Below are 24,255 nucleotides of genomic sequence, written 5' to 3'. Positions count from 1 at the left end.
GCCGTGCAGCATGCCGGCCCGCTGGGAATCGTGGATGAATCGCGGGCGCGCGAAGATCTTGTCGGGGATGTCGATGCGCTGGAGCGAATGACCCGCGGCATTGCGCGCGGTCGAGGGCTTCGCTGCCGCGCGGCCCGTCGCGTCGCGGTCGAGCGAGACGTCGTCGACGAGCTCCCAATAGCTCGTCCTGACGTTGCCGGGGCCAAGGATCGTGCCGTCCTCGACCGCAAGCGCCGATGCATCGACGCCGAGCCGTTCGGCTGCCGCCGTTACGAAGATCTGCCGAACCTCGGCGCAGACCTGACGCAACGCGCGGCCGGATTGCTGGATCGAGAGACTGCCTGACGTGACACCTTCATTCGGGCTTGTCGCTGTCGAGGCGCGGATCATCTCGATGCGGCCGATATCGACGTCGAGCTCATCGGCGGCGATCTGTGCCAGCGCTGTGACGATGCCCTGACCGATCTCGACCTTGCCGGGCGAGATCGACACGCGGCCGTCGCCTGCGAATTTCACCCAGGACGACAGTCTCGGATTTGCCGCGAGGTTGACCGGCAGTTTTGGGGCGGGGGATGGCGTGCTCATGGCCTTGCCATCTCCGAGGCCGCGCGCAACACGGCCCGCACGATCCGATTATGCGATCCGCAGCGGCAGAGGTTGCGATCGAGCGCCTGCCTGACATCGGTTTCCGTCGGCGCCGGATTGCGCTTCAGCAAAGCTGCGGCGCTGACCAGAATTCCCGAGATACAATAGCCGCACTGCATGGCCTGCTCGGCGATAAAGGCGCGCTGCAATGGATGCGGATGATTGGCGTCGCCGAGGCCTTCGACCGTCGTGATATCCTTGTCCGCTACCGACCATAGCGGCATGTCGCAGGAAGCCATCGCGCGATCGCCGACCATGACGTAACAGGCGCCGCATTCATTGGCGCCGCAGCCGAAATGCGTGCCGGGCAAGCCGAGCGGACCGCGCAACGCGCCGAGCAACGTTTGGTCGGGATCGGCGTCAACCGCCGTCTCGGTGCCGTTGAGGCGAAAGCGAACGCTCGGCATTGTCGGCAGCGGCCTCAGGACTTCTCGAACTTCTTGACGACATCGGCCCATTTGACGATGTCGCCGCGCAAAAACTTGTCGAATTCTTCCGGCGTCATTGCCAACGGCACCGCGCCTTGCCCGGTCCAGAGCTTGACGATGTCGGGGCGCTTTACGACGCCGTTCACGGCGGCGTTGAGCTTGTCGATGATCGGTTTTGGCGTGCCGGCCGGCGCCATCAAGCCGAGCCAGATGGTCGCCTCATATCCGGCAACGCCGGCCTCGTTCGCGGTCGGAACGTTCGGCAAGACGCTCGAACGCTGTTTGCCGGTGGTGGCAAGCGCACGCACCTGGTTCTCGCCGATGTTGGGCGCCATCGCCGGCACGGCGTCGATCATCATCTGCACCTGCCCGCCGATGACGCCGCTCCGCGCCTCGCCGCTGTTGCGGTAGGGCACGTGCACGACGTCGATCCCGGCCATGGCTTTGAACAGCTCGCCGGCCATGTGATAGGGCGTGCCCTGGCCAGACGAGGCGTAGTTGAGCTTGCCCGGTTGCGCCTTCGCGAGCGCGATGAATTCCTGCAGGGTCTTCGCCTCGACCGACGGGTTCACGACGATCACGAGATCGGAAGAGTTCACCGGTGCGATCGGCGCGAGGTCGCGCATCAGCTCGTATTTGCGCTGGTCCGGCTTCAGCAGCGACTCGTTCGCGGTCTGGGTGTTGGACATCATCAGCAGCGTGTAGCCGTCGGCCGGCGCCTTGGCCGCTTCCACCGTGCCGATCACACCGCCGGCGCCGGTGCGGTTCTCGACCACGAAGGGTTGCCCAAAGGTCTCCTGGAGGCTGTTGCCCAGAAGCCGCGCGGCGACGTCGGCCGGCCCACCGGGACCGAACGGCACGATGATCCGGACCGCGTGGTTCGGATAGTCCTGGGCCTGAACGTGCTGCGGCAGCGCAATTGCGGCGAGGAGGATTGTGGCCAGCCCCAGCGTCAATCTTCGGCCCGTTAGTGCGCCCACCATACCCGCCTCCCTCGGTCATTCTTGTTGGGCGGCAATGTAGCGGCGCGGCGGGCCTGATGTCGACGCCTCACAAAGTCGATTTGCGCGGGAATATCGGGAGGTTTTCGGTGTGGCCGCGCAGCATTCGGCCGGAACTGGGTGCGCGCGGCCTGAGCAAATTGCATGGGCACTGGTGGATAAATGCGCTCGGTCGGCCGGTAATTCGATGCTACCAATTTGGCATGAACCAGCACGCCAAGATCGAGATCCGCCACTCCACCTGTCCGCATGATTGCCCGTCGGCCTGCGCCCTCGATGTCGAGGTGATCGAGGGCCGGAGCATCGGCCGGGTCCGCGGCTCCAAGAAGCAGACCTATACGGCTGGCGTCGTCTGCGCCAAGGTCGCCCGCTATGCCGAGCGTATCCATCACCCCGAGCGGGTGATGCATCCGATGCGCCGCACCGGACCTAAGGGCTCCGGCCAGTTCGCGCGGATTAGCTGGGATGAGGCGCTGGACGAGATCGGACGGCGCTTCAACGAGGCCGAGCGCGAGTTCGGCGCGGAGTCCGTCTGGCCCTATTACTACGCCGGCACGATGGGGATCGTGATGCGCGACGGCCTCAACCGGCTGTCGCATGTGAAGAAATATTCGCGCTTCTATTCGACGATCTGCGCCAACGTCGCGCGCGTCGGGTTCGCCATCGGCACCGGCAAGATCGCGGGCGCCGATCCGCGCGAGATGGGCGTCTCCGATCTCGTCGTGATCTGGGGCACCAATCCCGTCAACACGCAGGTCAACTTGATGACGCACGCCTCCCGCGCGCGCAAGGAGCGCGGGGCGAAGATCGCCGCGGTCGACATCTACGACAATGACACCATGAAGCAGGCTGACATCAAGATCATCCTGCGTCCCGGCACCGACGGCGCGTTCGCCTGCGGCGTCATGCACGTGCTGTTCCGCGACGGTCATGCCGACCGCGCCTATATGGACAAGTACACGGATTGCCCGGCCGAGCTCGAGGCGCATCTGAGGACGCGCACGCCGGAATGGGCCTCCGCGATCTGCGGCGTGCCCGTTGCGGAGATCGAGGCCTTTGCCAAGGCGGTCGGTGAGACCAAGCGCACCTTTTTCCGCTACGGCTACGGCTTTACCCGCAGCCGCAATGGTGCGGCGCAGATGCATGCGGCGAACTGCATTCCCGCGGTGACCGGCGCCTGGCAGTATGAGGGCGGCGGTGCCTTCTTCAACAACTACGCGCTGTGGCATTTTGACGAATCCATCATCGAAGGCCACGACGCGATCGATCGCTCGACGCGCGCGCTTGACCAGTCCCAGATCGGGCGCATCCTGACCGGCGATGCCGTGGCGCTGCACGGCAAGGGACCAGTCAAGGCCATGCTGATCCAGAACACCAATCCGGTGACGGTCGCGCCGGAGCAGGATCTGGTGCGCCAGGGCTTTGCGCGCGAGGACCTGTTCGTGGTGGTGCACGAGCAGTTCATGACCGAGACGGCGCAGATGGCCGATATCGTGCTGCCCGCGACCATGTTCATGGAGCACGACGACCTCTATTACGGCGGCGGCCATCAGCACATCTCGGTCGGCGCCAAGCTGATCGATCCGCCCGGCGAGTGCCGCTCCAACCACGAGGTGCTGCAGGAGATCGCCAGGCGCGTCGGCGCGAAGCACCGGGGGTTCGAGATGACTCCGCGCGAGCTGATCGACGCGACGCTCAAGCTGAGCGGGCACGGCGATATTGCGGCACTCGAAGCCGATCTCTGGCGCGATCTGCAGCCGGATTTTCGCACCTCGCATTATCTCGACGGCTTTGCGCATGCCGACAAGAAATTCCACTTCAAAGCCGACTGGGCCAATCCGCCGTTCGGCCTGATGATGGGCGATTTCGACAAGATGCCGTCGCTGCCCGACCATTGGGACGTGATCGAGCAAGCGGACCGGGACCATCCGTTCCGCCTTGCGACGAGCCCGTCGCGTAGCTTCCTCAACACCACCTTCAACGAGACGCCGTCCTCGCAGGCGCGCGAGGGCAAGCCGAGCGTGATGATCCATCCGCTCGATGCCGCATCGCTCGGCATTGCCGAAGGCGACGCGGTGACGCTCGGCAATATCAGAGGCGAGACCTCGCTGATCGCGACGCTGTTCGACGGCGTGCGGCGCGGCGTGCTGATCGCGGAGTCCATCCATCCGAACAAGGACCATATCGGCGGCCGCGGCATCAACGTGCTGACCGGCGCCGATACGATCGCGCCGATCGGCGGTGCGGCGTTCCATGACAACAAGGTCTGGATACGGAAAGCGCCGGCGAGTTAAGGCACGCACTCCGTCACACCATAGCCCGCAAACTCCCTGGCAATGTTGGGGTCCATCGATTTTGCGAGCGCGATGTCGGCTGAGCCGTCGCCGCCGCTCTTGCGGGTCGCGACGCCGCGGCCGAACAGTGACGAGGACGAGCGCGGGTTGCGCTGGATCGCGTCCGAATAGTCCTTGATAGCCTCCGTCGTCTTGCCGAGCTTGAGGTTCACGAGCCCGCGGCTGTCGAGCGCATCGGTCAGCCCCGGATTGAGTTGAAGCGCCTGATTGCAATCGGCGAGCGCGACCTGGAGATCGCCGATCGCAGCCCGCGTCCAGCAGCGGTTGTTCAGCGCTTCCGCGTCCTTCGGATTGAGTTTGATCACCGCGTCGAAGTCGGCCATGGCCTGCGGATAGGCGTGCCTGATCGCATAGACCTGGCCGCGCTTGTAGCGCGCGTTGCCGTCCTTGGCGTTCGCCGCGATCTTGCGGGTGAGGTCCGCGATGACAGGGTCTTTGGCGAGATCGTCCGCACCCGGCGGACTGTTCGGCTTCGGTGCCTCGCAGACCTGCTTTGGCGGCTCCTGCTTCTGCGGTTCTGGTTTCTGCGGTTCTTGCTTTTGTGGTTCCTGTTTCTGCGTCTGGTCTCCGGGCTTGCTGTCGGGCGGCCGCGTGCTCAGTGCTGCGAAGGAAAACTCCGACGTCAGCGACGACGTCAGCCATGGCACCTGCTCCTGGTTGGTCGCCCGCACCACCCCGTTCTTGGTGTTGGTCAGCGCCTGTTCAGCGCTGACATTCGGGGTCCGGATCTCGCGCAGCAACTCGGTGACGAACAGGCTGCGGTCGTTCCTGGCCGTGCTGACGACGGAGCCGAGCGCGGTTGAATAGATCACGATCGAATTGTTGGGCGTGATCACAGGCGCGAGGCCGGCGGAATAGCGGCGGAAGCGCCGTTCGAACGGGTTGCGCCGGGAGGCGTCGATGATCGCGATCTTGACGCCGGCGCCGCGGCTGTTCATCTCGGCCAGGATCGCCTCGAGGCCAAAGCCGTCGCGTGAGACGTCGGGCTCGGTCCAGACCTGTGCGTCGACCGGCAGCAGATAGGTCTGCCGGTTGGACTGGATGCCAAAGCCGTCGAAGAAGATCAGCGCCATCGCGCCCGGCGTGATCCTGCCATAGAAGCGGTCGAGCGCCTGGCGCATGCCGTCGCCGGTGAGGTTGTTCTGCCGGTCGACCGCAAAGCCGTCCCGCTTCAGCTCGTCGGAGACGTCCTGGGTGTCGTTGGCGGCGTCCGTCAGGACGACCTCGTTGTCGGGATATTTTGCATTGCCGATCACGAGCGCGATCCGCGACGGATCGGCGGCCCGGCCCTCGGTGCCGGCGAGAACGGCAATCAAGCCTGTCAGCAACAACGCGACGGCGGTCCGCATGAATAGCTCTTCGGTGATGAAATCCGCGCTCAGGATAGCGACCGCTCGAACTTGTGCCAAGGCGCTAGGCCGCTCGCGATGTCGCAAATTGCACTTGCACCGGCGGGGCGTGCTGCCGCAAATGGCGTCAAACGGGAGCAGACCATGGCCGAGAATACGAGCGTCATCACCGAAAGGCGCGGGCAGGCACTTTGGATCACGATCAATCGGCCGGAGAAGCGCAACGCGCTGAACGGCGACGTGATCGCTGGGATCACGAAGGGCTATCGCGACGCGCATGACGACAAGGACGTCCGCGTCATCGTGCTGACGGGGGCGGGCGAGAAGGCGTTCTGCGCCGGCGCCGATCTGCAGAATTCGGGCGCCGCTTTCGCGATGGATTATGCAAAGCCCAATGTCGACTATGCCGATCTGTTGCGGCTGTCGCAGAACGCGACCAAGCCGGCGATCGCACGCGTCGGCGGCGTCTGCATGGCCGGTGGCATGGGGCTGCTGTGCATGACCGACATGGCGGTTGCGGCCGACAACGTCATCTTCGGCCTGCCCGAGGTCAAGGTCGGTGTGTTTCCGATGCAGGTTTTGAGCCTGCTGCAGAACATCGCGCCGCCGCGCCTCGTCAACGAATGGGCGCTGACCGGCGAGCCGTTCGACGCCAGAGCGGCGCAAGCCGCTGGCCTGCTCAACTACGTCGTGCCGGCAGCCGAGCTCGACGCAAAGGTCGACTGGCTGATCGGCCGCATCGTCGACAAATCCCCGACCGCGATCCGCCGCGGCAAATATGCGATGCGCGCGATCGCCTCGATGTCCTTTGACGAGAGCATCGCCTACACCGAAAGTCAGATCGCGCTGCTGGCGATGACGGAGGACGCGAAGGAAGGCCTGCGAGCCTTCAGCGAGAAGCGCAAGCCGACCTGGCCCGGGCGGTAAGAAAGCGGACATGACATCATGCTCCCGCGGCATTTCGTGCCCGGGTTTTGGCTTGCCGTTTCGCGCTCTCTTGCAACAGAGGGCGCTGGGAAGGCCGGGCGCCGGCTGGCACCCACGATCCGCACGCGACAAAACGCACGCGGGGTGACCACAGGTGTTGGCCGGGCTCCCGGCCTTCCCTGCGCGGATGGTTTTAACGGCTTATGGCGCGCTCTCCCCGGGGAGCGGTGCTCTATTGCCCCCGTCGTCCTGCCGATGACTGATGTGCGCTTCCGGTCGGACCGCTCCATCACCACAGAACTTGGCGCCAGACTTCGGGCGCCAGGACCACACGCTTTTGCCGTCCGCGGGCGTCCCTCACCGGACATTCGAAAGCTTGCGCGTGCTCGCCCTCGAAGCCGGCAATGAACGCTGTGACCGCGCCGTGTCGATTCCGCGGATCGCGACGGCTCACGGATCTCTCCGCCCTGCCATCTGCGTCACGCGCTGGCGCTACCGCGTCCACCGCACCCCGGCCTACGGTTCGTGACGATCGCGAAACGTCCCTTTTGGCGGGCCGGGGTGAGTTGGATGTAGTTCAAATTGAATATTCGGTAAATCGGAATATTTTGCGAAGTCACGTAGACCCGTATCTGGCGTGATTTGCCCGTCGGGCAACACAAGGGATCGTAGCCGGTGGCCTGCCGCGTCTAGCCGAATTCGGCGGTGATGCCGAACAGCGGCAGGCCGAGGCGGCGGACGGGTCGATTGGCAACGGCCGGCTCGACTAGTTCCGACGCGATCAGCACGAGGTCGGCGATACCAGAAGCCGTCGACGGAGTTTCCAGGCGCAATGACAACCCGCCTGTGCCGTCGACCTCGATCGTTACCGGCTTGCCACCGGGCATGATGGCCTCGAGATGATGCGGCTCGAGTCCCGGACGCAGGTTTCGTGTCTCGAGCTTTATGGTCAGCTTGCGGCCGGCGGCGAGGCGGAGGAGGCAAGCGGGATGGGTCCAGCGCAGTGCGTCGCCGTCGACAAATTCCAGCGCATGCAGGCCGGTGATCGCGTGCCGGGTCAGCGCAACCGCGCCGATGTCCCGGCTCTGCACGATCGGAGGCGGTGCATTGTCCGCCATCCATGTCATCTGTTCGGCGCGGACGATGTAGCCATGCGAGTCGCTGAACAGCGTCCAGGTCAGCGCACCCGACGACGGCAGGTGCATGAGCAGAAAGGTGTTGAGCCGGATCATCGCCGTCAACCAGGCCCGCCGCAGGCGCAGCGGGACGAGCGAGGGCAGGAGACGCAACGCCTGGCGCAGCAGGGTGGGGGCGGCACCGGGATGCCGCCATGTGGCAGTCAGGAGACCGAGCGAAAGACGCAGGGCAGCGCGGGCCGGGACGATCGGGGCGGTGCCGTGGAACGGCGACGGACCGAAATAGGTTTCGAAAAATTCGGCATCGCTTGCGGCCGCGCGCGCGGAAAGCTCACCTCGTGCATAATTGGCGGTGTCGTCGATGTGGACGGCGATGTCCGGCGAGTCTTCGTGCAGCAATCCCGAATGGGGCAGCGTCGCAATCGCGATGTTGCGCTGATGCAGCCGGGCCGAGAGCAGGGGCGGACCGAACTGGCCGAAGCGATCGATCGGCCCCACGCGGTCGAACACGTCGCGGCGCAAGGCGAAGGCGGTGCGATGCAGCCGCTGCCATGTGGTCGGCTGCGCCCAACCCCGTTGGATCTGCGCGAACCAGCGCTTCATCAGGCGGGCGACGCGGTAGTCGTCTGGATTCCGGATCTGGAAATTGCAGGCGCGCTTGTCCGGATTGGCTGCGATCCATGCCGTCAGTGCCGAAAGCGCGTCGCTTTCTGGCTGGCCGTGTGCTTCGACGAACAGGAGCCATGACGCGGCCGCCGTGCTTGCGGCGGCGTTCCAGAGCTCGGTGTCCTCTCGGGCATTGGGGACTCTCACCAGCAGGTCCCCGGGACGAAGCAGGCGCCGCAACGCGGCCTCGTCGAGTGCCGTTTCCGTGCTCGCGGCGATGACGATCTGAAACTGCTCTGGCGCAATCTGCACCTGACGATCGATCCAAGCGCGGAGGTGGTCGGCGACGTCGCCGCGCACGTCAAACACTGGATAGAGCACCGCGACGATGGGTGCGCTGGTGGCCGGCGCGGTCGTGGGAATATCGGACGTCGTGTAGTCGTCGACGAACCAGCAATGCACCGCGGCGAGCAGCTTGCGCTTGCTCTCCAGGCCGACGGTCCAGTTGGCATGGAACAGATAGGGCTGCAGCTCGTGCTCCATCGTAACAGGCGCGACCGCCTGCTGCAGGATGGGATAGCCGAGGCCGTTGACGAATAGCGTCTCCGGCAGGAAGTAGATGTCCTTCAGCCAGGTCGCGTCGCGGGCGATGAGCTGCTGGCAGGCGGCCTGGTCGTCGATCCGCTTGCCGTGATCGCTCTGGCGGCTTTGCGCCAGCAGCGTGTCGAGCAGCTCAATGGTTCGGGCTGACCGTCGCAGCGAGATGAACCCGCAGCAGATGGCAGGCGGAAAGCGTGGCAGCCCTTCGGTCTGGAATGCGATCGGATATTGGCGCGCGACCTCCGCGAGGTAGGGCAGCGGATCGCGCAGCCAGCCGATGTCGAGATCGGCGTAGACGATGTGCTCATGCTGATCGATCAGGCGCCGGATCAGCGCGATCTTTGCCCAGGAGATATCGCTGAAGGGCGCCGAACCGAAGCCGACATAGGCATCGTCGGTCGTCGTCGGCAGCGATTCATCCGGCAGCACCGCGATATCGGGCGAATGTCCGGACACCGCGCGCCGGACGCCGTCCTCGGCGCTCAGTGGGCAGGCGACCAGGATTTGGCTCGGCGCAATGCCCGCCCGCAGCATCCCCGTCAGCGCATTTTGCAGGAACGCCTCCATGCCGCGCGTGCAGAGCATCGCGACAACAGGCGTCGCTGCGTTGGGGAGGCCGTTCATCGCTGAGGGCGAGATGCGCGGCCAATCAGCCCGCGTTCGCCTTCAGGCCGGCGGCCTCGATGCCGGCGATGGCGCAGGCCTCGTCATTGTCTGACGTGTCGCCGGAGACGCCGACGGCGCCGAGCAGCGTGGTGCCGTCCTGGATCAGCACGCCGCCGGGCACGGGGACGAGTGCGCCCTTCGCAAGCGTGTTCACGGCATCGACGAAATAAGGCTGCTCCTGTGCACGCTGGAACAGCGCGCGCGAGCCGAGGCCGAGCGCGAGCGCGCCATAGGCCTTGCCGTGCGCGATCTCGGCGCGCATCAGGCTGGTGCCATCCTGCGCTGCCGCAAGCTTGATGACGCCGCGAGCGTCCAGAATGGTGACGACCAGCGGCTTCAGCTTGAGCTGGCCGGCCTTGACGAAGGCGGCGTCGAGAATCTTGCGGGCGGTGTCGAGGGTGAGTTCGGCCATGTCATTTGATCCTTAGCTGGCGGGTGAAATTGGTTTGGCGCGGTCGAGGCTCATCGCCAGCACGCGCGCGACATGAAGCGCGTCGCGCGTCGTGCCGTCGTAAATCTGATGGCGGCAGGAGGTGCCGTCGGCGACGACCAGTGTCGCCGGCTCCGCAGCGCGCACGGCGGGCAACAACGACAGCTCGGCCATCTCCATCGAGGCGTCGTAGGTGTCAGCGCCATAGCCGAACGCGCCGGCCATGCCGCAGCAGCTCGACTCGATGGTCTTGACCTCCAAGCCTGGCACGAGGCGCAGAACCTGCTCGACCGGCTTGAAGGCGCCGAATGATTTTTGGTGGCAGTGGCCGTGGACCACGGCCTTGTCGGCGACGGCACCGAGCGGCAGTTGCAGCCGGCCGGCTTCCGCCTCGCGCACCAAAAATTCCTCGAAGGTGAGGGCGTGCGCGCTGACCGCCCTGGCGTCGTCGTCCTTGCGCAGCGACATCAGCTCGTCGCGCAGCGTCAGGAGGCAACTCGGCTCGAGCCCGACGATGGGCACACCGCGCGCGGCAAACGGCGCGTAGGTCTTGACCAGCCGGTCGAGCTCCGCCTTCGCCTCGTCGACGAGGCCCGCCGAGAGGAAGGTGCGGCCGCAACACAACGGCCGCGTGCCGTTCGCTGGCTTTGGCAGATGCACGCGATAGCCGCCCGCGACCAGCACGCGCAGCGCGGCGTCGAGGTTTTCGCGCTCATAGATGCGGTTGAAGGTGTCGGCGAACAGCACAATCTCGCGGCCATCGGCGGGTCCGATTACGTCTGCCGGCGCCGTGAATACATCGCTGCGGAAGGCGGGGAGCTTACGGCGTGCACTGATGCCGGCAAAGCGCTCGAACAGTTTTCGCAACAGCGGGCTCTGGTTGCGCAGATTTGCCAAGGGCGCAAGTCGTGCGGCGAGGCCAGCGTAGCGCGGGAGATAGCCGACCAGCCGGTCGCGCAACGTGAGGCCATGCGACGCAACGCGGGCAGCCAGCACCTCGATCTTCATCTTGGCAATGTCGACGCCGGTCGGGCATTCATGCCGGCACGCTTTGCAGGACACGCATAGCTTCAGCGTCTCCATCATGGCGTCCGAGGTCAGCGCGTCCGGGCCCAACTGGCCGGAGATCGCGAGCCGCAGCGTGTTGGCGCGGCCGCGCGTGACATCCTGCTCGTTGCGGGTCGCGCGATAGGACGGGCACATCACGCCGCCCTCGAGCTTGCGGCAGGCGCCGTTGTTGTTGCACATCTCGACCGCGCCCTGGAAGCCGGCGCCGGCGCCGGGATAAGCGGACCAGTCGAGCCTGGTCTTGAACTCACCGACGCGATAGTCCGGGCTGTAGCGAAACAGCGAACGGTCGTCCATTTTGGGTGCGTCGACGATCTTGCCCGGATTGAGAACATTGCCGGGATCGAAGCGGTGCTTCACCTCCCTGAAGTCGGCGACGAGGCGCGGGCCGAACATGCTTTCGTGGAATTCGGAACGCACCAGGCCGTCGCCATGCTCGCCGGAATGCGAGCCCTTGTACTCGCGCACCATGGCGAAGGCTTCCTCCGCGATGGCGCGCATCGCCCTCACATCCTTCTCCAGCTTCAAATTCAGCACGGGGCGCACATGCAGGCAGCCTTCGGAGGCATGGGCATACATCGTGCCATGGGTGCCGTGCCTGGCGAAGATCTCGTTCAGCCGCGCGGTGTAATCGGCGAGGTGCGGCAGCGGCACGGCGCAGTCCTCGACAAAGGAGACAGGTTTGCCTGCCTCCTTCATCGACATCATGACGTTGAGGCCGGCGGCGCGGAAATCGGCGATGCCGCTCTGCAGCGCGGGCTCTGATATCTCCACCACGCCGCCCCATTTGCGCTTGTCGTTGTTCCAGCCGAAGCCGAGATCGCCCATCAGCTCGGTGAGCTGCTTCAGGCGCTGAAGATTCTGGGCCTGATCTTCGTCGGCGAACTCGACCACCAGCACGGCATCGGGATCGCCCTTGATGGCGGCAGAGATGATCGGCCTGAACATCGCGATGTCGCGGCCGAGCGCGAGCATGGTGCGGTCGACGAGCTCGACCGCGATCGGCTTGAGCTTGACGAGGTGCTGGGCGGCATCCATCGCTTCATAGAAGCTGCCGAAATGGCAGACTCCGAGCACCTTGTTGCGGATCACCGGCCACAATTTCAGCTCGACTCTGGTGGTGAAGGCGAGCGTGCCTTCCGAGCCGACCAGGAGATGCGCCATGTTGTTCGGCGCATTGCGCGGCACCAGCGCGTCGAGATTGTAGCCGCCGACGCGGCGTTGAACCTTCGGAAACCGCTCCGCGATCTCATCGGCCTCGCGTGCGCCGAGGTCGAGCATGTCGCGGAACAGGGCGCGCGCATCTGCGCTCGCATTCACATCCGTGAGATCGCGCGGCACTTCGCCGAACTGCATCAGCGTGCCGTCCGCGAGCGCCGCCTCCATCGACAGCGTGTTGTCGCGCATGGTGCCGTAGCGCAAGCTGCGCCCGCCGCAGGAATTGTTGCCGGCCATGCCGCCGATGGTGGCGCGCGATGCGGTGGAGACGTCCACCGGGAACCAGAGCCCGTGTTTTCTCAGTTGCCGGTTGAGGTCGTCGAGCACGATGCCGGGCTCGACCACGCAGGTGCGGCCTTCGACGTCGAGCGACAGGATGTGGTTGAGGTGTTTTGAGAAGTCGATCACCAGCCCGTCATTGACGGTCTGCCCGCATTGCGAGGTGCCGCCGCCCCGGGGGGTGACGACCCGGCCATCGTCCCGGCCGATCGCGAGTGCGCGGAGCGCCTCGTCCATGCTGCGGGGCACCACGACGCCCACCGGCATGATCTGGTAGAACGAGGCGTCGGTGGCATAGCGGCCGCGGCTGAAGGCGTCGAACAGGACCTCACCCGTGATTTCACGGGAAAGACGCGCGGCGAGGGCGCTTTTTTCAGCGCCTCTTTGGGCCGCTTTTCCCGATTTTTCGGCCGCCTCAGCCGCCATGACCCGCTCTCACCTGTTGCCGGAGACGTCTTGCCTAGCGCCGGCCGGATTGGCAAGGCGAGCCCTGCTTCCTGTGCATTGACGGGCCTCCCCAACCGAGGGACAAGCCGGGCGAATAGTGATATGCGAGCGGCTCGCCAACCCTTAGGGCGTGAGACCCTGAGGCAAGACACCGAGAGACCGGGAAGGACGCCCATGACCGTGCACACTGGAAGGCATTTCTTACAGATTCCAGGACCGACCAACGTGCCCGACCGGGTGCTGCGGGCCATGGACATGCCGACGCTGGACCATCGCGGTCCGGAGTTCGCCGAGCTCGGTTTCGCGGCCCTGGCCGGGATCCAGCGGGTGTTCCGCACCAAGCAGCCTGTGATCATCTATCCCTCGTCCGGTACCGGCGCCTGGGAAGCGGCGATGGTCAACGTGCTCGCTCCGGGCGATCGCGTTCTGATGTGCGAGACCGGCCAGTTCGCCGTGCTGTGGCGCGGCATCGCCGACAAGTTCAAGCTCGACGTCGACTTCATCCCGAGCGACTGGCGCCATGGCGCCGACCTCGCCGAGATGGAGCAGCGGCTCGTCGCCGACAAGCAGCACAAGATCAAGGCGGTCTGCGTCGTGCACAACGAGACCTCGACCGGCTGTGTGACGCCGCCCTTGGAGGTGCGCAAGCTGCTCGACCGCGTCAAGCATCCTGCGCTGTTGATGGTCGACACCATCTCGGGCCTCGGCTCGCTCGAATATGAGCACGATGCCTGGGGCATCGACGTTTCCGTCGCCGGCTCCCAGAAGGGTCTGATGCTGCCGCCGGGCCTCGGCTTCAACGCCGTCTCGGAGAAGGCGCTCACTGTGGCCAAGGCCAATCCGGGCATGCGCTCCTATTGGGACTGGCAGGAGGTCATCACCTTCAACAAGCTCGGCACCTTCCCCTATACGCCCGCGACCAATCTGCTGATGGGTCTGCGCGAAGCGGTGAAGATGCTGGAGGAGGAGGGGCTCGAGAACGTCTGGACCCGCCACAAGCGTCATAGCGCCGCAACGCGTGCGGCGATCAAGGTCTGGGGCCTCGAGACGCAGTGCGTCGATCCCAACGCGCATTCGCCGGCGCTGACCGGCGTGCGCGTACCCGACGGACATGACGCCGACGCCTTCCGCAAGGTGGTGCTGGAGAACTTTGACATGTCGCTCGGCACCGGCCTGAACAAGGTCAAGGGCAAGGTGTTCCGCATCGGCCATATCGGCCACTTCAACGACCTGATGCTGATGGGCACGCTGGCCGGCGTCGAGATGGGTCTCGATCTCGCAAAAATCCCGCACCGTTCCGGTGGCGTGCTGGCGGCCATGGAGGTCCTGAAGGGGCGCGACGTGGTGCCGATGGCCAAGGCCCAGGTCGCCTGAACGGGCGGCCCAAGACAACAAGAATAAAGTGAGCGCGCGATGAACGCACCGACGACTGCCAACGAAGACCTGCTCTACTCCGTCGAGGACGGCATCGCGCGGATCACCTTCAACCGCCCGCAGGCGCGTAACGCCATGACCTTCGCCATGTATGACCGCATGGCGGAGATCTGCCTGGAGATCAACGCCGATCGTTCGATCAAGGCGCTGATCCTCACCGGCGCCGGCGACAAGGCATTTGCCTCCGGCACCGACATCTCGCAGTTTCGCGCCTTCAAGACCGCGCAGGACGCGCTCGACTATGAGGCGCGGATCGATCGGGTGCTCGGTACGCTCGAGCAGTGCCGCGTGCCCGTGATCGCGGCGATCGCGGGCGCCTGCACCGGCGGCGGCGCCGGCATTGCGGCATGCTGCGATATTCGCATCGGCACCGAGACGACGCGGATGGGCTTTCCGATCGCGCGCACGCTCGGCAACTGCCTGTCGATGTCCAATATCAGCCGCGTCGTCGCGCTGGTCGGTCCTGCCAGGACCAAGGACTTGATCTTCAAGGCGCGGCTGGTCGAGGCGGCGGAGGCGCTGTCGCTCGGCCTGCTCAACGAGATCGTCCCTGACGTCGAGACCCTGCAGCGCCGCGCCGACGAGACCGCCAAGCTCGTCGCGAGCCATGCGCCGCTGACACTCGAGGCGACGAAGGAAGCGGTGCGCCGCATCCGCCGGACGCTGTCGCGCGAGGAAGGCGAGGATTTGATCCTCAAGGCCTATATGAGCGACGATTTTCGCGAAGGCATGGATGCCTTCCTCAACAAGCGCACGCCCAACTGGAAGGGCAAGTAGGCCACCTTTTCGTGCCGTGTCTCCGCGCTGGTGCGGAGACATGCCGGGCGATGACTGACATCAATCATCAGTCATTTTCGATTTCCTGAATTGTCGCTGGTCTTTCAAGCAGTTCCATCGTTATGGAACCGCACACGCAAGTTTTACCGTTCACATTGACGCAGGGACGGCCTCGGTAATAAGATCGTTCAGGTTGTGTGCGGTCCGCTCGCGTTTTTGAGCCGGCAAATCAGCCAGCTATTTTGACATGTTTCGACTGACTCCGTTGCAACCTGAAGTCATTGAACCGCAATTGAACTGAAAAAATAGAAGGCTACGTTCGACGACCACGCGAGCCGCGCCGAAATTCATTTCTCCAGTGCTTGATCCCACCGCCAGGCGCGGCCTGCGACTACGCCACACCGATTAGTCACGTCCAAATCTTCGGGGACCGATGAATCACGTCGCCGCTCGATTCCGCGGCGGCGTTCCTATGGCAACGCAGGCAGAGGTTTTTCATGACCAATCATACGCCGGTCTTCACCTCGTCATCCGCGACGGGGAGCTTCACTGAATTCGCCAACACGACAGATTCAACCGCGCTGCACATCCTGTCCGGAACGATGAGTTTCAAGGACAGCGACAAGACCGATACCCACACCACGTCGGCGACCCTGCACTCGGCCACGCTCTCCAGCGGGACGATCATCCCCGCCGCATCGCTTGCGCATTTCCAGACCGCGATGAACTCGCAGATCCTGAGCGACTCCAACGGCTCGGGCCAACTCAAATGGACCTTCAGCGATGCGGACGACGATTTCGACTTCCTCGCCAAGAACCAGACCTTGGTCCTGACCTACGACATCAAGGTCTTCGACAATCATGGCGGCAGCGCGATCCAGACCGTCAAGGTCACGGTGACCGGAACCGACGACAAGCCGGTGATCGCCATGACCACGCTTGCGACGGTGACCGAGCAGGCCAACACGACGCTGTCGCTGTCGCCGGATACGGTTCATGTCGCGCTGAACTTCACCGATGACGACCTCACCAACACCGGCCACACCGCGACCGTGATCGGGGCGACGGCCTCCGGCGCCACGGCGGGGCTGTTGCCCGGTGCGTTCGGCACCGCCGAGCTGATGTCGTTCTATCATGTCGACAACGTCGTCAAGGCGTCCGGCTCCAGCACCGGCACGATCAACACCACTTTCTCCGCGCCCGATCTCGCCTTCGACTATCTGGCGGCCGGCCAGCATCTCGACATCACCTATACGGTGCAGCTCGACGATCACGCCGGCGGGGTCTCGACGCAGACGGTCATGGTCACCGTGGTCGGTACCAACGACAAGCCGCTCTTCCTGTCATGCCCCGAGAGCGCGGCCCTCGTCGAAGGGCAGAATGTCGATCCGTCCGGTAACCTGACGGCGCAGGACAGCCTGCTCTTCACCGACATCGATCTCGCCGATACGCATTCCGTCTCGACGTCGGTGACGGCAACGCGCTCCGGCGGCGGCTCGATCCCGCTGACCAATGCGCAACTGCTCGCCGCCTTCGGCACCTCGCTGCAGGATTCCACCAATCACCTGCTCGGCGAGGTCGACTGGAACTTCGCGATCGCAGACAGCTCGACCAATTTCCTGAGCGCCGGCGAGACGCTGAAGCTCGTCTATCACGTCACCGTCGCCGATCCCGCCGGCGGCACGACAACCCAGGACGTCACCATCACGATCCTCGGGACCAACCATCCCGTCGTCATCACCAGCGGAGCGGAATCCTCCACGGTGAGCGAACAAGCGGACACCACGGGCTCGGCCGTGCCGGATACGACCCCGACCACGCCGGCCGGAACCCTTGCCTTCACCGATCAGGACACCGGCGATACTCACACCGTGGCCGTCAGCCTTGACTCGACCTCGGGCGCGCCGGTCCCGGCCGCAACGCAGGCCGATCTCGCGGCGGCGCTAACCACGACGCTGCACGATTCAACGGGGACGGGTAGCGGCAGCATCGACTGGGATTTCTCCATTCCCGACCTCGACCTCGACTATCTCGCGGCCAACGAAACGTTGACTGTCAACTACCTCGTCAGCGTCAGCGATGCCTCGACTACGTCGAGCCAGACCGTTTCGGTGACGATCACCGGCGCCAATGACGCGGTGGCGGTCACCAGCGGGCCCGACAGCGATACCGTCGCCGAGCAACCCGGCGTGGCCGGCTCGTCCACGCCCGATACGACGCCGGTGCACACGCTCAACTTCACAGACGTCGATCTCGCCGACACGCACAGCGTCAGCGTTGCGATCAGCTCCGCGGAGTGGTCGGCTAACCCGTTCTTCGTTCCCGCCGATACGCTGACCGATCTGCAGACCGCGCTGCAGACAGTGCTGCACGATTCGACGGGAATCGGGAACGGCAGCATCGACTGGTCGTTCAGCCTGCCCGACAGGGACCTCGACTTCCTCGGCGCAAGCGATACGTTGACCATCATCTACGACGTCACGGTCTCGGATGGCCTGACGATTTCGACCCAGCAGGTGACGATCACCGCCACCGGTGCCGCCGATCCGATGACGGTCAACCCGGTGACGGCGACCATCACCGACACCGCGGCCATCGAGGCCGGCAGTGTGGTTGCCGCGGGCAACGCCATCGTCGATGTGTTCGATAATCCGGGCGATGCCGCGCTCTCGCTCAGCATCACCGCCGTGAACGGACAGGCGGCCAATGTCGGCGCCGACCTCGCCGGTGCCTATGGCACGCTGGTCGTCGATGCCGACGGCTCCTACCACTACACCGCCAATGCGGCGCTCGATCTGCTCCAGGTTGGCACCAACCCGACCGAGCAGTTCACGATAACGGTCACCAACAGCCTCAATGAGAGCCACGACACGACGCTGACCTTCAACGTGTTCGGCGGCGACGACGCGCCCGTCGTCACCGCGGCCGACACGGTCGGGACGCTGACCGAGGACGCCGGCCCGACGGTGATGGTCAATGGCGGCTTCGAGACCGGCAATCTCTCCGGCTGGGTCGCATCGGGCGTCACGGTCGATCAATTGCTGATCGGCGGCGAGTTCGGCAACTACGGAGCCCGGCTCACCAGCGGGTTCCTGGAGCAGGACGTGTCCACGATCGCCGGACAGCACTATACGCTGAGCTTCGAGGTCGCCGGCGATCCCGATGCCTCGTCGTCGGCGTTCAACGTCTATTGGGACGGTGCGCTGCTCACGCTCAATCCCAGCGTCGGTCTGGGCTTTACGCATTACACGTTCGACGTCGTCGGCGACTCGATCGATCCCACAACGCAACTGTTCTTTGATTTCGGAACCGACGGCACGGGGTTGTTGCTCGACGCGGTCTCGCTGTCACCGACGCCGGGACCGGCGGTGGAGGCAACAGATGGATCGATCTCCTTCTCCGACATCGAGACCGCAGATACGCACACCGCAAGCTTCACGCCCCAGGGCAGCGGCTATGTCGGATCCTTCTCGCTCGACCCGGTGTCGGAGGTGCCGGGAAGCGGATCGGTCGCGTGGCACTATACGGTCGACAACGCCGACATCCAGTTCCTGGCGCAGGGGCAGACCCTGGTCCAGACCTATGCGGTCACCATCCTCGACGACAACGGCGCCTCCACGGTGCAGAACGTCTCGATCGCCATCAACGGCGCGAACGATGCGCCGACGGCAGTGGGCGAGACAGTCGTCGCCGATGCCGACGCCGGCGGCACGGTCGACATCCCGGCCTGGGCGCTGGCGCTGAACGACACCGACCCTGACACGATCGATCATGTCTCGTTCGGCAGCCTCACGTCGAGCACGGACGGCAGCGCGGCGTCGGGCGCTGGCCATGTCTTCTTCTTCGACGACGCGACGCTCGGCGGCTCGTTCGACTACACCGCCTATGACGGTCACGCGAGTAGCGCCAACAATGCGACTGCGACCGTGATCAACAACGCCGCCAGCGCGACGATGCTGACCGGCACCGGCGGCGACGACATCATTGTCTCCTCCAACGGGACGCCGGTGCTCGACGGTGGCAGTGGTAACGACGTCCTGATCGGCAATGCGGGCAGCCAGACGCTCACCGGCGGCAGCGGCGACGACACCTTTGCCTTCCTGCAGCAGACCGACGGCCTGGACCAGATCACCGACTTCAACACCACCACGCAGCACGATCGCATCGCGATCTCGGCTGCGGGTTTTGGCGGTGGACTGACGGCGGGGATGGACGTGTCGTCGACCTTCGAGACCACCGGCGACGACCAGTTCTCGGGCGCCACCGTCTTCCATTTCGATACCGCCAACAACACGCTCTACTACAGCGCTGACGGAACGCAGGCTTCGGCCGTCGCGATCGTGTCCGTGCAGTCGGGCGCAACGGTGAACCCGCACGACATCCTGGTCGTGTAGCGTAACCGCACGCGCAGCGTGCCGACGTATCATCGCAAGGCTTGGGCGCGGGTCCTCAAGGGGCCCGCGCCTTTTGCCGTTGTGGGATCTGTGGTCTCATTCCAAAGTCATAAGGCGGGCGGCGGCGGGTGACTTGAACTTGCGCGCATTCGCCTCCAATATGCGCCCCAATTCGCTTCCGAATTACCAATCCAAACAAGAACATAGGGAAGAAGCGCGTGGGACATGGGATGAGGGCTGCAATCGCACTGGCAGCCGCGCTATGCAGTGCGCCGGCCTCGGCCGGCTGGGAACCGACGAAACCCGTCGAGATCGTGGTCGCGGCAGGCGCCGGCGGAGCGTCCGACCAGATGGCGCGGATGATGCAAGCCGCGATCCAGAAGAACAATCTGATGAAGCAGCCGATGGTGGTCTCGCTCAAGGGCGGGGCGTCCGGCGCCGAAGCGCTGATGTACATGAAGTCCAGCGAGGGCGACGCCAACAAGGTGCTGATCGCCTATTCGCTGATCTACATGCTGCCGCTGTCGGCAAAGATCCCGTTCAACTGGCGCGAACTGACGCCGGTCTCGGTGATCGCGCTCGACCAGTTCGTGCTCTGGGACAACGCCGGCGGTCCGAAGTCGGTGAAGGAGTTCATCGCGGCGGCGAAGGCGGCGAGCAGCCCGTTCAAGATGGGCGGCACCGGCTCCAAGCGTGAGGACCACGTGCTGACCGTCTTCATGGAGCAGAAGACCGGCGCAAAATTCTCCTATCTGCCCTACAAGTCCGGCGGCGAGGCGGCGACCCAGCTCGTCGGCAACCACACCGAGTCCAACGTCAACAACCCGTCCGAAAATCTCGAAGTCTGGCGCGCCGGCCAGGTTCGTCCGCTCTGCGTGTTCGACAAGGAACGCATCTCCTACACCGGCAAGGTGACCGAGGCGCAGTCCTGGCACGACATCCCGACCTGCAAGGAGGAGGGGCTGGACATCCAGTACCTGATGCTGCGGGCGATGTTTTTGCCCGGCAAGGTGACGCCGGAGCAGCAGGCCTTCTACGTCGATCTCTTCCACAAGGTGACGCAGACGACGGAATACAAGGACTATATGGAGAAGCAGGCGCTGAAGCCGATCTTCCTCACCGGCAAGGACATGGTGCAGTTCCTCGAAGAGGACGACACGCTGAACAAGTCGCTGATGACGGAAGCGGGCTTCGTTGCGAAGTAACTGCTGTTCGCCTCTCCCCGCTTGCGGGGAGAGGCCGAATTCGATCGTAGATCGAATTCGGGTGAGGGGGACTCTCCACGAGTTCGTCTCTCACCGCCCTCGCTGAGACTCCCCCTCACCCCGACCCTCTCCCCGCAAGCGGGGAGAGGGGGAATTGGTTCTCATGTCCCAAACCGATATCGAAATCGTCGTCGACGACCCGACCGCGCCCGAAGACGACTCGCCCAGTGTCGTGAGCACGCGAACGATCGAGATCGTCGTCTCGCTGCTGCTGCTCGCGCTCGCCGCCACGCTCGGCTACGACAATTGGCGCACGGGAATTTCCTGGGACTCGACCGGCCCCGAGCCCGGCTATTTCCCGTTCTATCTCTCCGTCATTCTCGGCGGTGGAAGTCTCTACGGCCTTGTCAGTGCGCTGCTGTCGCAGCATGGCGGATCGCAGACCTTCGTCACCCGGGCGCAGTTGCGCCGCGTGCTGGCGGTGTTCGTGCCGACGCTGCTGTTTTGCCTGGCGATGCAGTTCCTCGGGCTCTATGTCGCGAGCTTCCTCCTGATCGCGGGCTTTATGCGGCTGGTCGGCAAGATCGCGCTGTGGAAGTCGCTGCTGACAGCCTTCGTGTTCACGGCCGTGATGTTCGTCACCTTCGACATCGCCTTCGACGTCATCATGCCGAAGGGACCGCTCGAAGCGGCCTTCGGTCGTTAAGCGCGGGCAGGTCCGATGGAAGCCTTCGGTCTGCTGGTTCAGGGTTTTGGGGTCTTGCTCACGGGCAAGACGCTGGTGCTGATGATGGTCGGGCTCGTGCTCGGCATCTTCGTCGGCGTGTTGCCGGGGCTCGGCGGCCCGAACGGGGTCGCGATCCTTTTGCCGCTCACCTTCACGATGGACCCGACCTCGGCGATCGTGATGCTGTCCTGCATCTATTGGGGCGCGCTGTTCGGCGGTGCCATCACCTCGATCCTGTTCAACATCCCCGGCGAGGCCTGGTCGGTCGCGACCACCTTCGACGGCTATCCGATGGCGCAACAGGGTAGGGCGGCGGAGGCGCTGACGGCGGCGTTCACCTCGTCCTTCATCGGCTCGCTGGTCGCGGTGCTGCTGATCACCTTCCTCGCGCCGATGATCTCGTCCTTCGCGCTGAAATTTGGGCCGCCCGAGTTTTTTGCGGTCTACCTCCTGACCTTCTGCTCCTTCGTCGGCCTCGGGCGCGAGGCCAAGCACAAGACCGTCATCTCGATGTCGCTCGGCCTTCTGCTCGCCGGCATCGGCATGGACACGGTCTCGGGCAATCTTCGCATGACCTTCGGCTCGGCGGAGCTGCTTCGCGGCATCAACTTCCTCGTCGCCGTCATCGGCCTGTTCGGCATCAGCGAGATCCTGCTGACGATGGAAGAGCGCCTGGCCTTGCGCGGCCATGCGGCCGGCATATCGCTGCGCGTCGTGCTGTCGGTCTGGAAGGATCTGCCAAAATACTGGGTGACGCTGCTGCGCTCCTCGTTCATCGGCTGCTGGCTCGGCATCACGCCGGGTGGCGCGATCGCGGCCTCCTTCATGGGCTACAATCTCGCAAAACGTTTTTCCAAGGATCCCGAAAGCTTTGGCAAGGGGCGCATCGAGGGCGTGTTCGCACCTGAAACTGCGGCGCATGCCTCCGGGACCGCGGCGCTGCTGCCGATGCTCGCGCTCGGCATTCCCGGCTCGGGCACCGCGGCGATCCTGCTCGGCGGCCTCATGGTGTGGGGGCTCAATCCGGGCCCGCTGCTGTTCGTCGAACACAAGGATTTCGTCTGGGGCCTGATCGCCTCGATGTATCTCGGCAACGTCGTCGGCCTGGTGCTGGTCCTCACCACCGTGCCGATCTTCGCCTCGATCCTCCGCGTGCCGTTCGCGGCGGTGGCGCCGATGATCGTGGTGTCCTGCGCGATCGGCGCCTATGCCATCCAGAACGCAATGTTCGACATCTGGCTGATGTTGGGCTTTGGCGTGGTCGGTTACGTCTTCAAGAAGATCGGCATTCCGCTCGCGCCATTCACACTGGCGCTGGTGCTCGGCAACCGGGCGGAGGACGCCTTTCGCCTGTCGATGATCGGCTCGGGCGGGAATTTGAAAGTGTTCTGGTCGAATGGCCTGGTCGGCTCGATTGCGACGCTGGCGATTCTGCTGTTGTTCTGGCCCCTGATCGATCGGCTGCTCCAGCGTGTCGGATTGGCGCGACAGGCCAAGCCGGTGTCGGGCCAGGCCTGACTTGAAAGTTCCAGCAAAATCAGGCTCCTAGCCCCAAAACGGTATCTCGATCCTGACTCTCCGTCTGGTTGAATGTTTCCGGATGTTGCTGCCGCGCGACAGCATTTCGACCTCGGGCAGCGTATTTTTTTTATCAGCTAGTTTCGAGCCGGAGGGGATTCACATGAAGCGCATGATGATTGGAATGGCGGCGGCGGTCTCGCTGTTCGCGACGGGTGCGATGGCCGCCGACATGGCGCCGCGTTACGCCAAGGCGCCGCCGATCGTCGACCCGGTCTGGAGCTGGACCGGGTTCTATATCGGCGCCAATGCGGGCTATAGCTGGGGCCGGTCGAACACCGACGTCTCCTATTTCAACACGGCGACGGGTCTGCCGATCGCACCGCCGGCCGGCTCGATCACCAACGCGCGCTTCGACATGAACGGAGCCATCGCGGGCGGCCAGGCCGGTTACAACTGGCAGCGCGATAACTGGGTGTTCGGCATTGAGGGGGACCTTCAGTGGTCGGACGAAAAGGGCCGCGCCGGCTATAGCTGCGCCGCTGTCCCCGTGCTCGCCGGTCCCTGTCTTCCCGGTTTGACCTTCCTGCCGGCCGCCGCTGCCGGTGGCACCACGCTGACGATTGACCAGAGCCTGCAGTGGTTCGGCACGCTGCGCGGCCGGGTTGGCATCCTGGCGACGCCGAAGGTGCTGTTCTACGGCACCGGCGGTCTGGCGTTCGGCGAGATCAAGACCACGGGCACGATGTCCGGCTTCACTCCGGCTGCCGTTGCCGTGACCTCGGTTGGCTCGACCTCCACCACGCGCGCCGGCTGGACCGTCGGCGTCGGCGTCGAGGGCAAGATCACCCAGAACTGGAGCGCCAAGCTCGAATATCTCTACATGGATCTCGGCCGCTTCGGCTCCGGACCCTTCACGCTTGCACCGGCCGCAGCGATCGGTGCCAACGTGTCCTCGAGCTTCACCGACCACATCCTGCGCGTCGGCGTGAACTACCAGTTCGGCGGCCCGGTGGTCGCGAAGTACTGAGCAAGTCCTTCCTCGC

At 64.7% G+C, this 24,255-nt stretch carries 16 protein-coding genes; 9 read left to right on the top strand and 7 right to left on the bottom strand.

Annotation, left to right across the window (positions count from 1 at the left end; genetic code table 11):
* From C2U70_RS13155 to C2U70_RS13145, 3 genes are all read right to left on the bottom strand, one after another.
* Positions 1-585, bottom strand: a 585-nt coding sequence (locus C2U70_RS13155) for a molybdopterin cofactor-binding domain-containing protein (protein WP_140978443.1), incomplete at its 3' end; no start/stop codon positions are given.
* Positions 582-1,052 (bottom strand): (2Fe-2S)-binding protein, encoded by a 471-nt coding sequence (locus tag C2U70_RS13150; protein ID WP_140978442.1) that lies wholly within the window; start codon positions 1,050-1,052, stop codon positions 582-584. The genes C2U70_RS13150 and C2U70_RS13155, both read right to left, overlap by 4 nt.
* A gap of 14 nt (positions 1,053-1,066) precedes the next feature.
* The gene (locus tag C2U70_RS13145) at positions 1,067-2,056 is read right to left on the bottom strand and encodes a Bug family tripartite tricarboxylate transporter substrate binding protein (protein ID WP_140978441.1); all 990 of its coding nucleotides are present in this window, start codon (positions 2,054-2,056) and stop codon (positions 1,067-1,069) included.
* A 221-nt stretch (positions 2,057-2,277) separates the two neighbouring features.
* On the opposite strand from C2U70_RS13145, the gene C2U70_RS13140 reads away from it, so the two are divergent.
* A complete protein-coding gene (locus tag C2U70_RS13140; protein WP_140978440.1) occupies positions 2,278-4,368 on the top strand; it encodes a molybdopterin-containing oxidoreductase family protein in 2,091 nt (696 codons plus the stop codon).
* Here C2U70_RS13140 and C2U70_RS13135 read toward each other — a convergent pair.
* On the bottom strand, positions 4,365-5,777 hold the full coding sequence (locus tag C2U70_RS13135; RefSeq protein WP_140978439.1) for a caspase family protein: 1,413 nt from the start codon (positions 5,775-5,777) through the stop codon (positions 4,365-4,367). The two genes, C2U70_RS13140 and C2U70_RS13135, sit on opposite strands and share 4 nt — an antisense overlap.
* A gap of 144 nt (positions 5,778-5,921) precedes the next feature.
* On the opposite strand from C2U70_RS13135, the gene C2U70_RS13130 reads away from it, so the two are divergent.
* Positions 5,922-6,704, top strand: coding sequence for an enoyl-CoA hydratase/isomerase family protein (locus tag C2U70_RS13130; RefSeq protein ID WP_140978438.1), 783 nt, complete (start codon positions 5,922-5,924; stop codon positions 6,702-6,704).
* Between the two features lie 689 nt (positions 6,705-7,393).
* Here C2U70_RS13130 and C2U70_RS13125 read toward each other — a convergent pair.
* From C2U70_RS13125 to C2U70_RS13115, 3 genes are read right to left on the bottom strand one after another with little or no spacing between them, the layout of a single operon-like run.
* The gene (locus tag C2U70_RS13125) at positions 7,394-9,670 is read right to left on the bottom strand and encodes a putative nucleotide-diphospho-sugar transferase (protein ID WP_140978437.1); all 2,277 of its coding nucleotides are present in this window, start codon (positions 9,668-9,670) and stop codon (positions 7,394-7,396) included.
* Positions 9,671-9,695: 25 nt separating this feature from the next.
* On the bottom strand, positions 9,696-10,124 hold the full coding sequence (locus C2U70_RS13120; protein WP_140978436.1) for a GlcG/HbpS family heme-binding protein: 429 nt from the start codon (positions 10,122-10,124) through the stop codon (positions 9,696-9,698).
* Positions 10,125-10,136: 12 nt separating this feature from the next.
* Positions 10,137-13,133: an FAD-binding and (Fe-S)-binding domain-containing protein gene (locus C2U70_RS13115; RefSeq protein ID WP_140978435.1), complete on the bottom strand. Its 2,997-nt coding sequence runs from the start codon at positions 13,131-13,133 to the stop codon at positions 10,137-10,139.
* Positions 13,134-13,328: 195 nt separating this feature from the next.
* Between C2U70_RS13115 and C2U70_RS13110 the strand changes: the two genes are divergently transcribed.
* From C2U70_RS13110 to C2U70_RS13080, 7 genes are all read left to right on the top strand, one after another.
* Positions 13,329-14,528 (top strand): pyridoxal-phosphate-dependent aminotransferase family protein, encoded by a 1,200-nt coding sequence (locus tag C2U70_RS13110; protein ID WP_140978434.1) that lies wholly within the window; start codon positions 13,329-13,331, stop codon positions 14,526-14,528.
* Positions 14,529-14,567: 39 nt separating this feature from the next.
* The gene (locus C2U70_RS13105; protein WP_140978433.1) at positions 14,568-15,365 is read left to right on the top strand and encodes an enoyl-CoA hydratase/isomerase family protein; all 798 of its coding nucleotides are present in this window, start codon (positions 14,568-14,570) and stop codon (positions 15,363-15,365) included.
* A 497-nt stretch (positions 15,366-15,862) separates the two neighbouring features.
* Complete coding sequence (locus C2U70_RS13100) at positions 15,863-19,759, top strand: beta strand repeat-containing protein (RefSeq protein WP_140978432.1); 3,897 nt, start codon at positions 15,863-15,865, stop codon at positions 19,757-19,759.
* Positions 19,760-19,989: 230 nt separating this feature from the next.
* A complete protein-coding gene (locus tag C2U70_RS13095) occupies positions 19,990-20,964 on the top strand; it encodes a tripartite tricarboxylate transporter substrate binding protein (protein ID WP_186294224.1) in 975 nt (324 codons plus the stop codon).
* Positions 20,965-21,127: 163 nt separating this feature from the next.
* Entirely contained in the window at positions 21,128-21,670 is a 543-nt protein-coding gene (locus C2U70_RS13090) for a tripartite tricarboxylate transporter TctB family protein (RefSeq protein WP_140978430.1), read from the top strand.
* 15 nt (positions 21,671-21,685) lie between these two features.
* The gene (locus tag C2U70_RS13085) at positions 21,686-23,209 is read left to right on the top strand and encodes a tripartite tricarboxylate transporter permease (RefSeq protein WP_140978429.1); all 1,524 of its coding nucleotides are present in this window, start codon (positions 21,686-21,688) and stop codon (positions 23,207-23,209) included.
* 163 nt (positions 23,210-23,372) lie between these two features.
* Positions 23,373-24,239, top strand: coding sequence for an outer membrane protein (locus tag C2U70_RS13080; protein WP_140978428.1), 867 nt, complete (start codon positions 23,373-23,375; stop codon positions 24,237-24,239).
* Positions 24,240-24,255 lie beyond the last annotated feature (16 nt).

This window comes from Bradyrhizobium guangdongense, assembly GCF_006483445.1.
GTDB classification, from domain to species: domain Bacteria; phylum Pseudomonadota; class Alphaproteobacteria; order Rhizobiales; family Xanthobacteraceae; genus Bradyrhizobium; species Bradyrhizobium guangdongense_A.
This window is presented reverse-complemented; position numbering and strand designations above follow the sequence as displayed.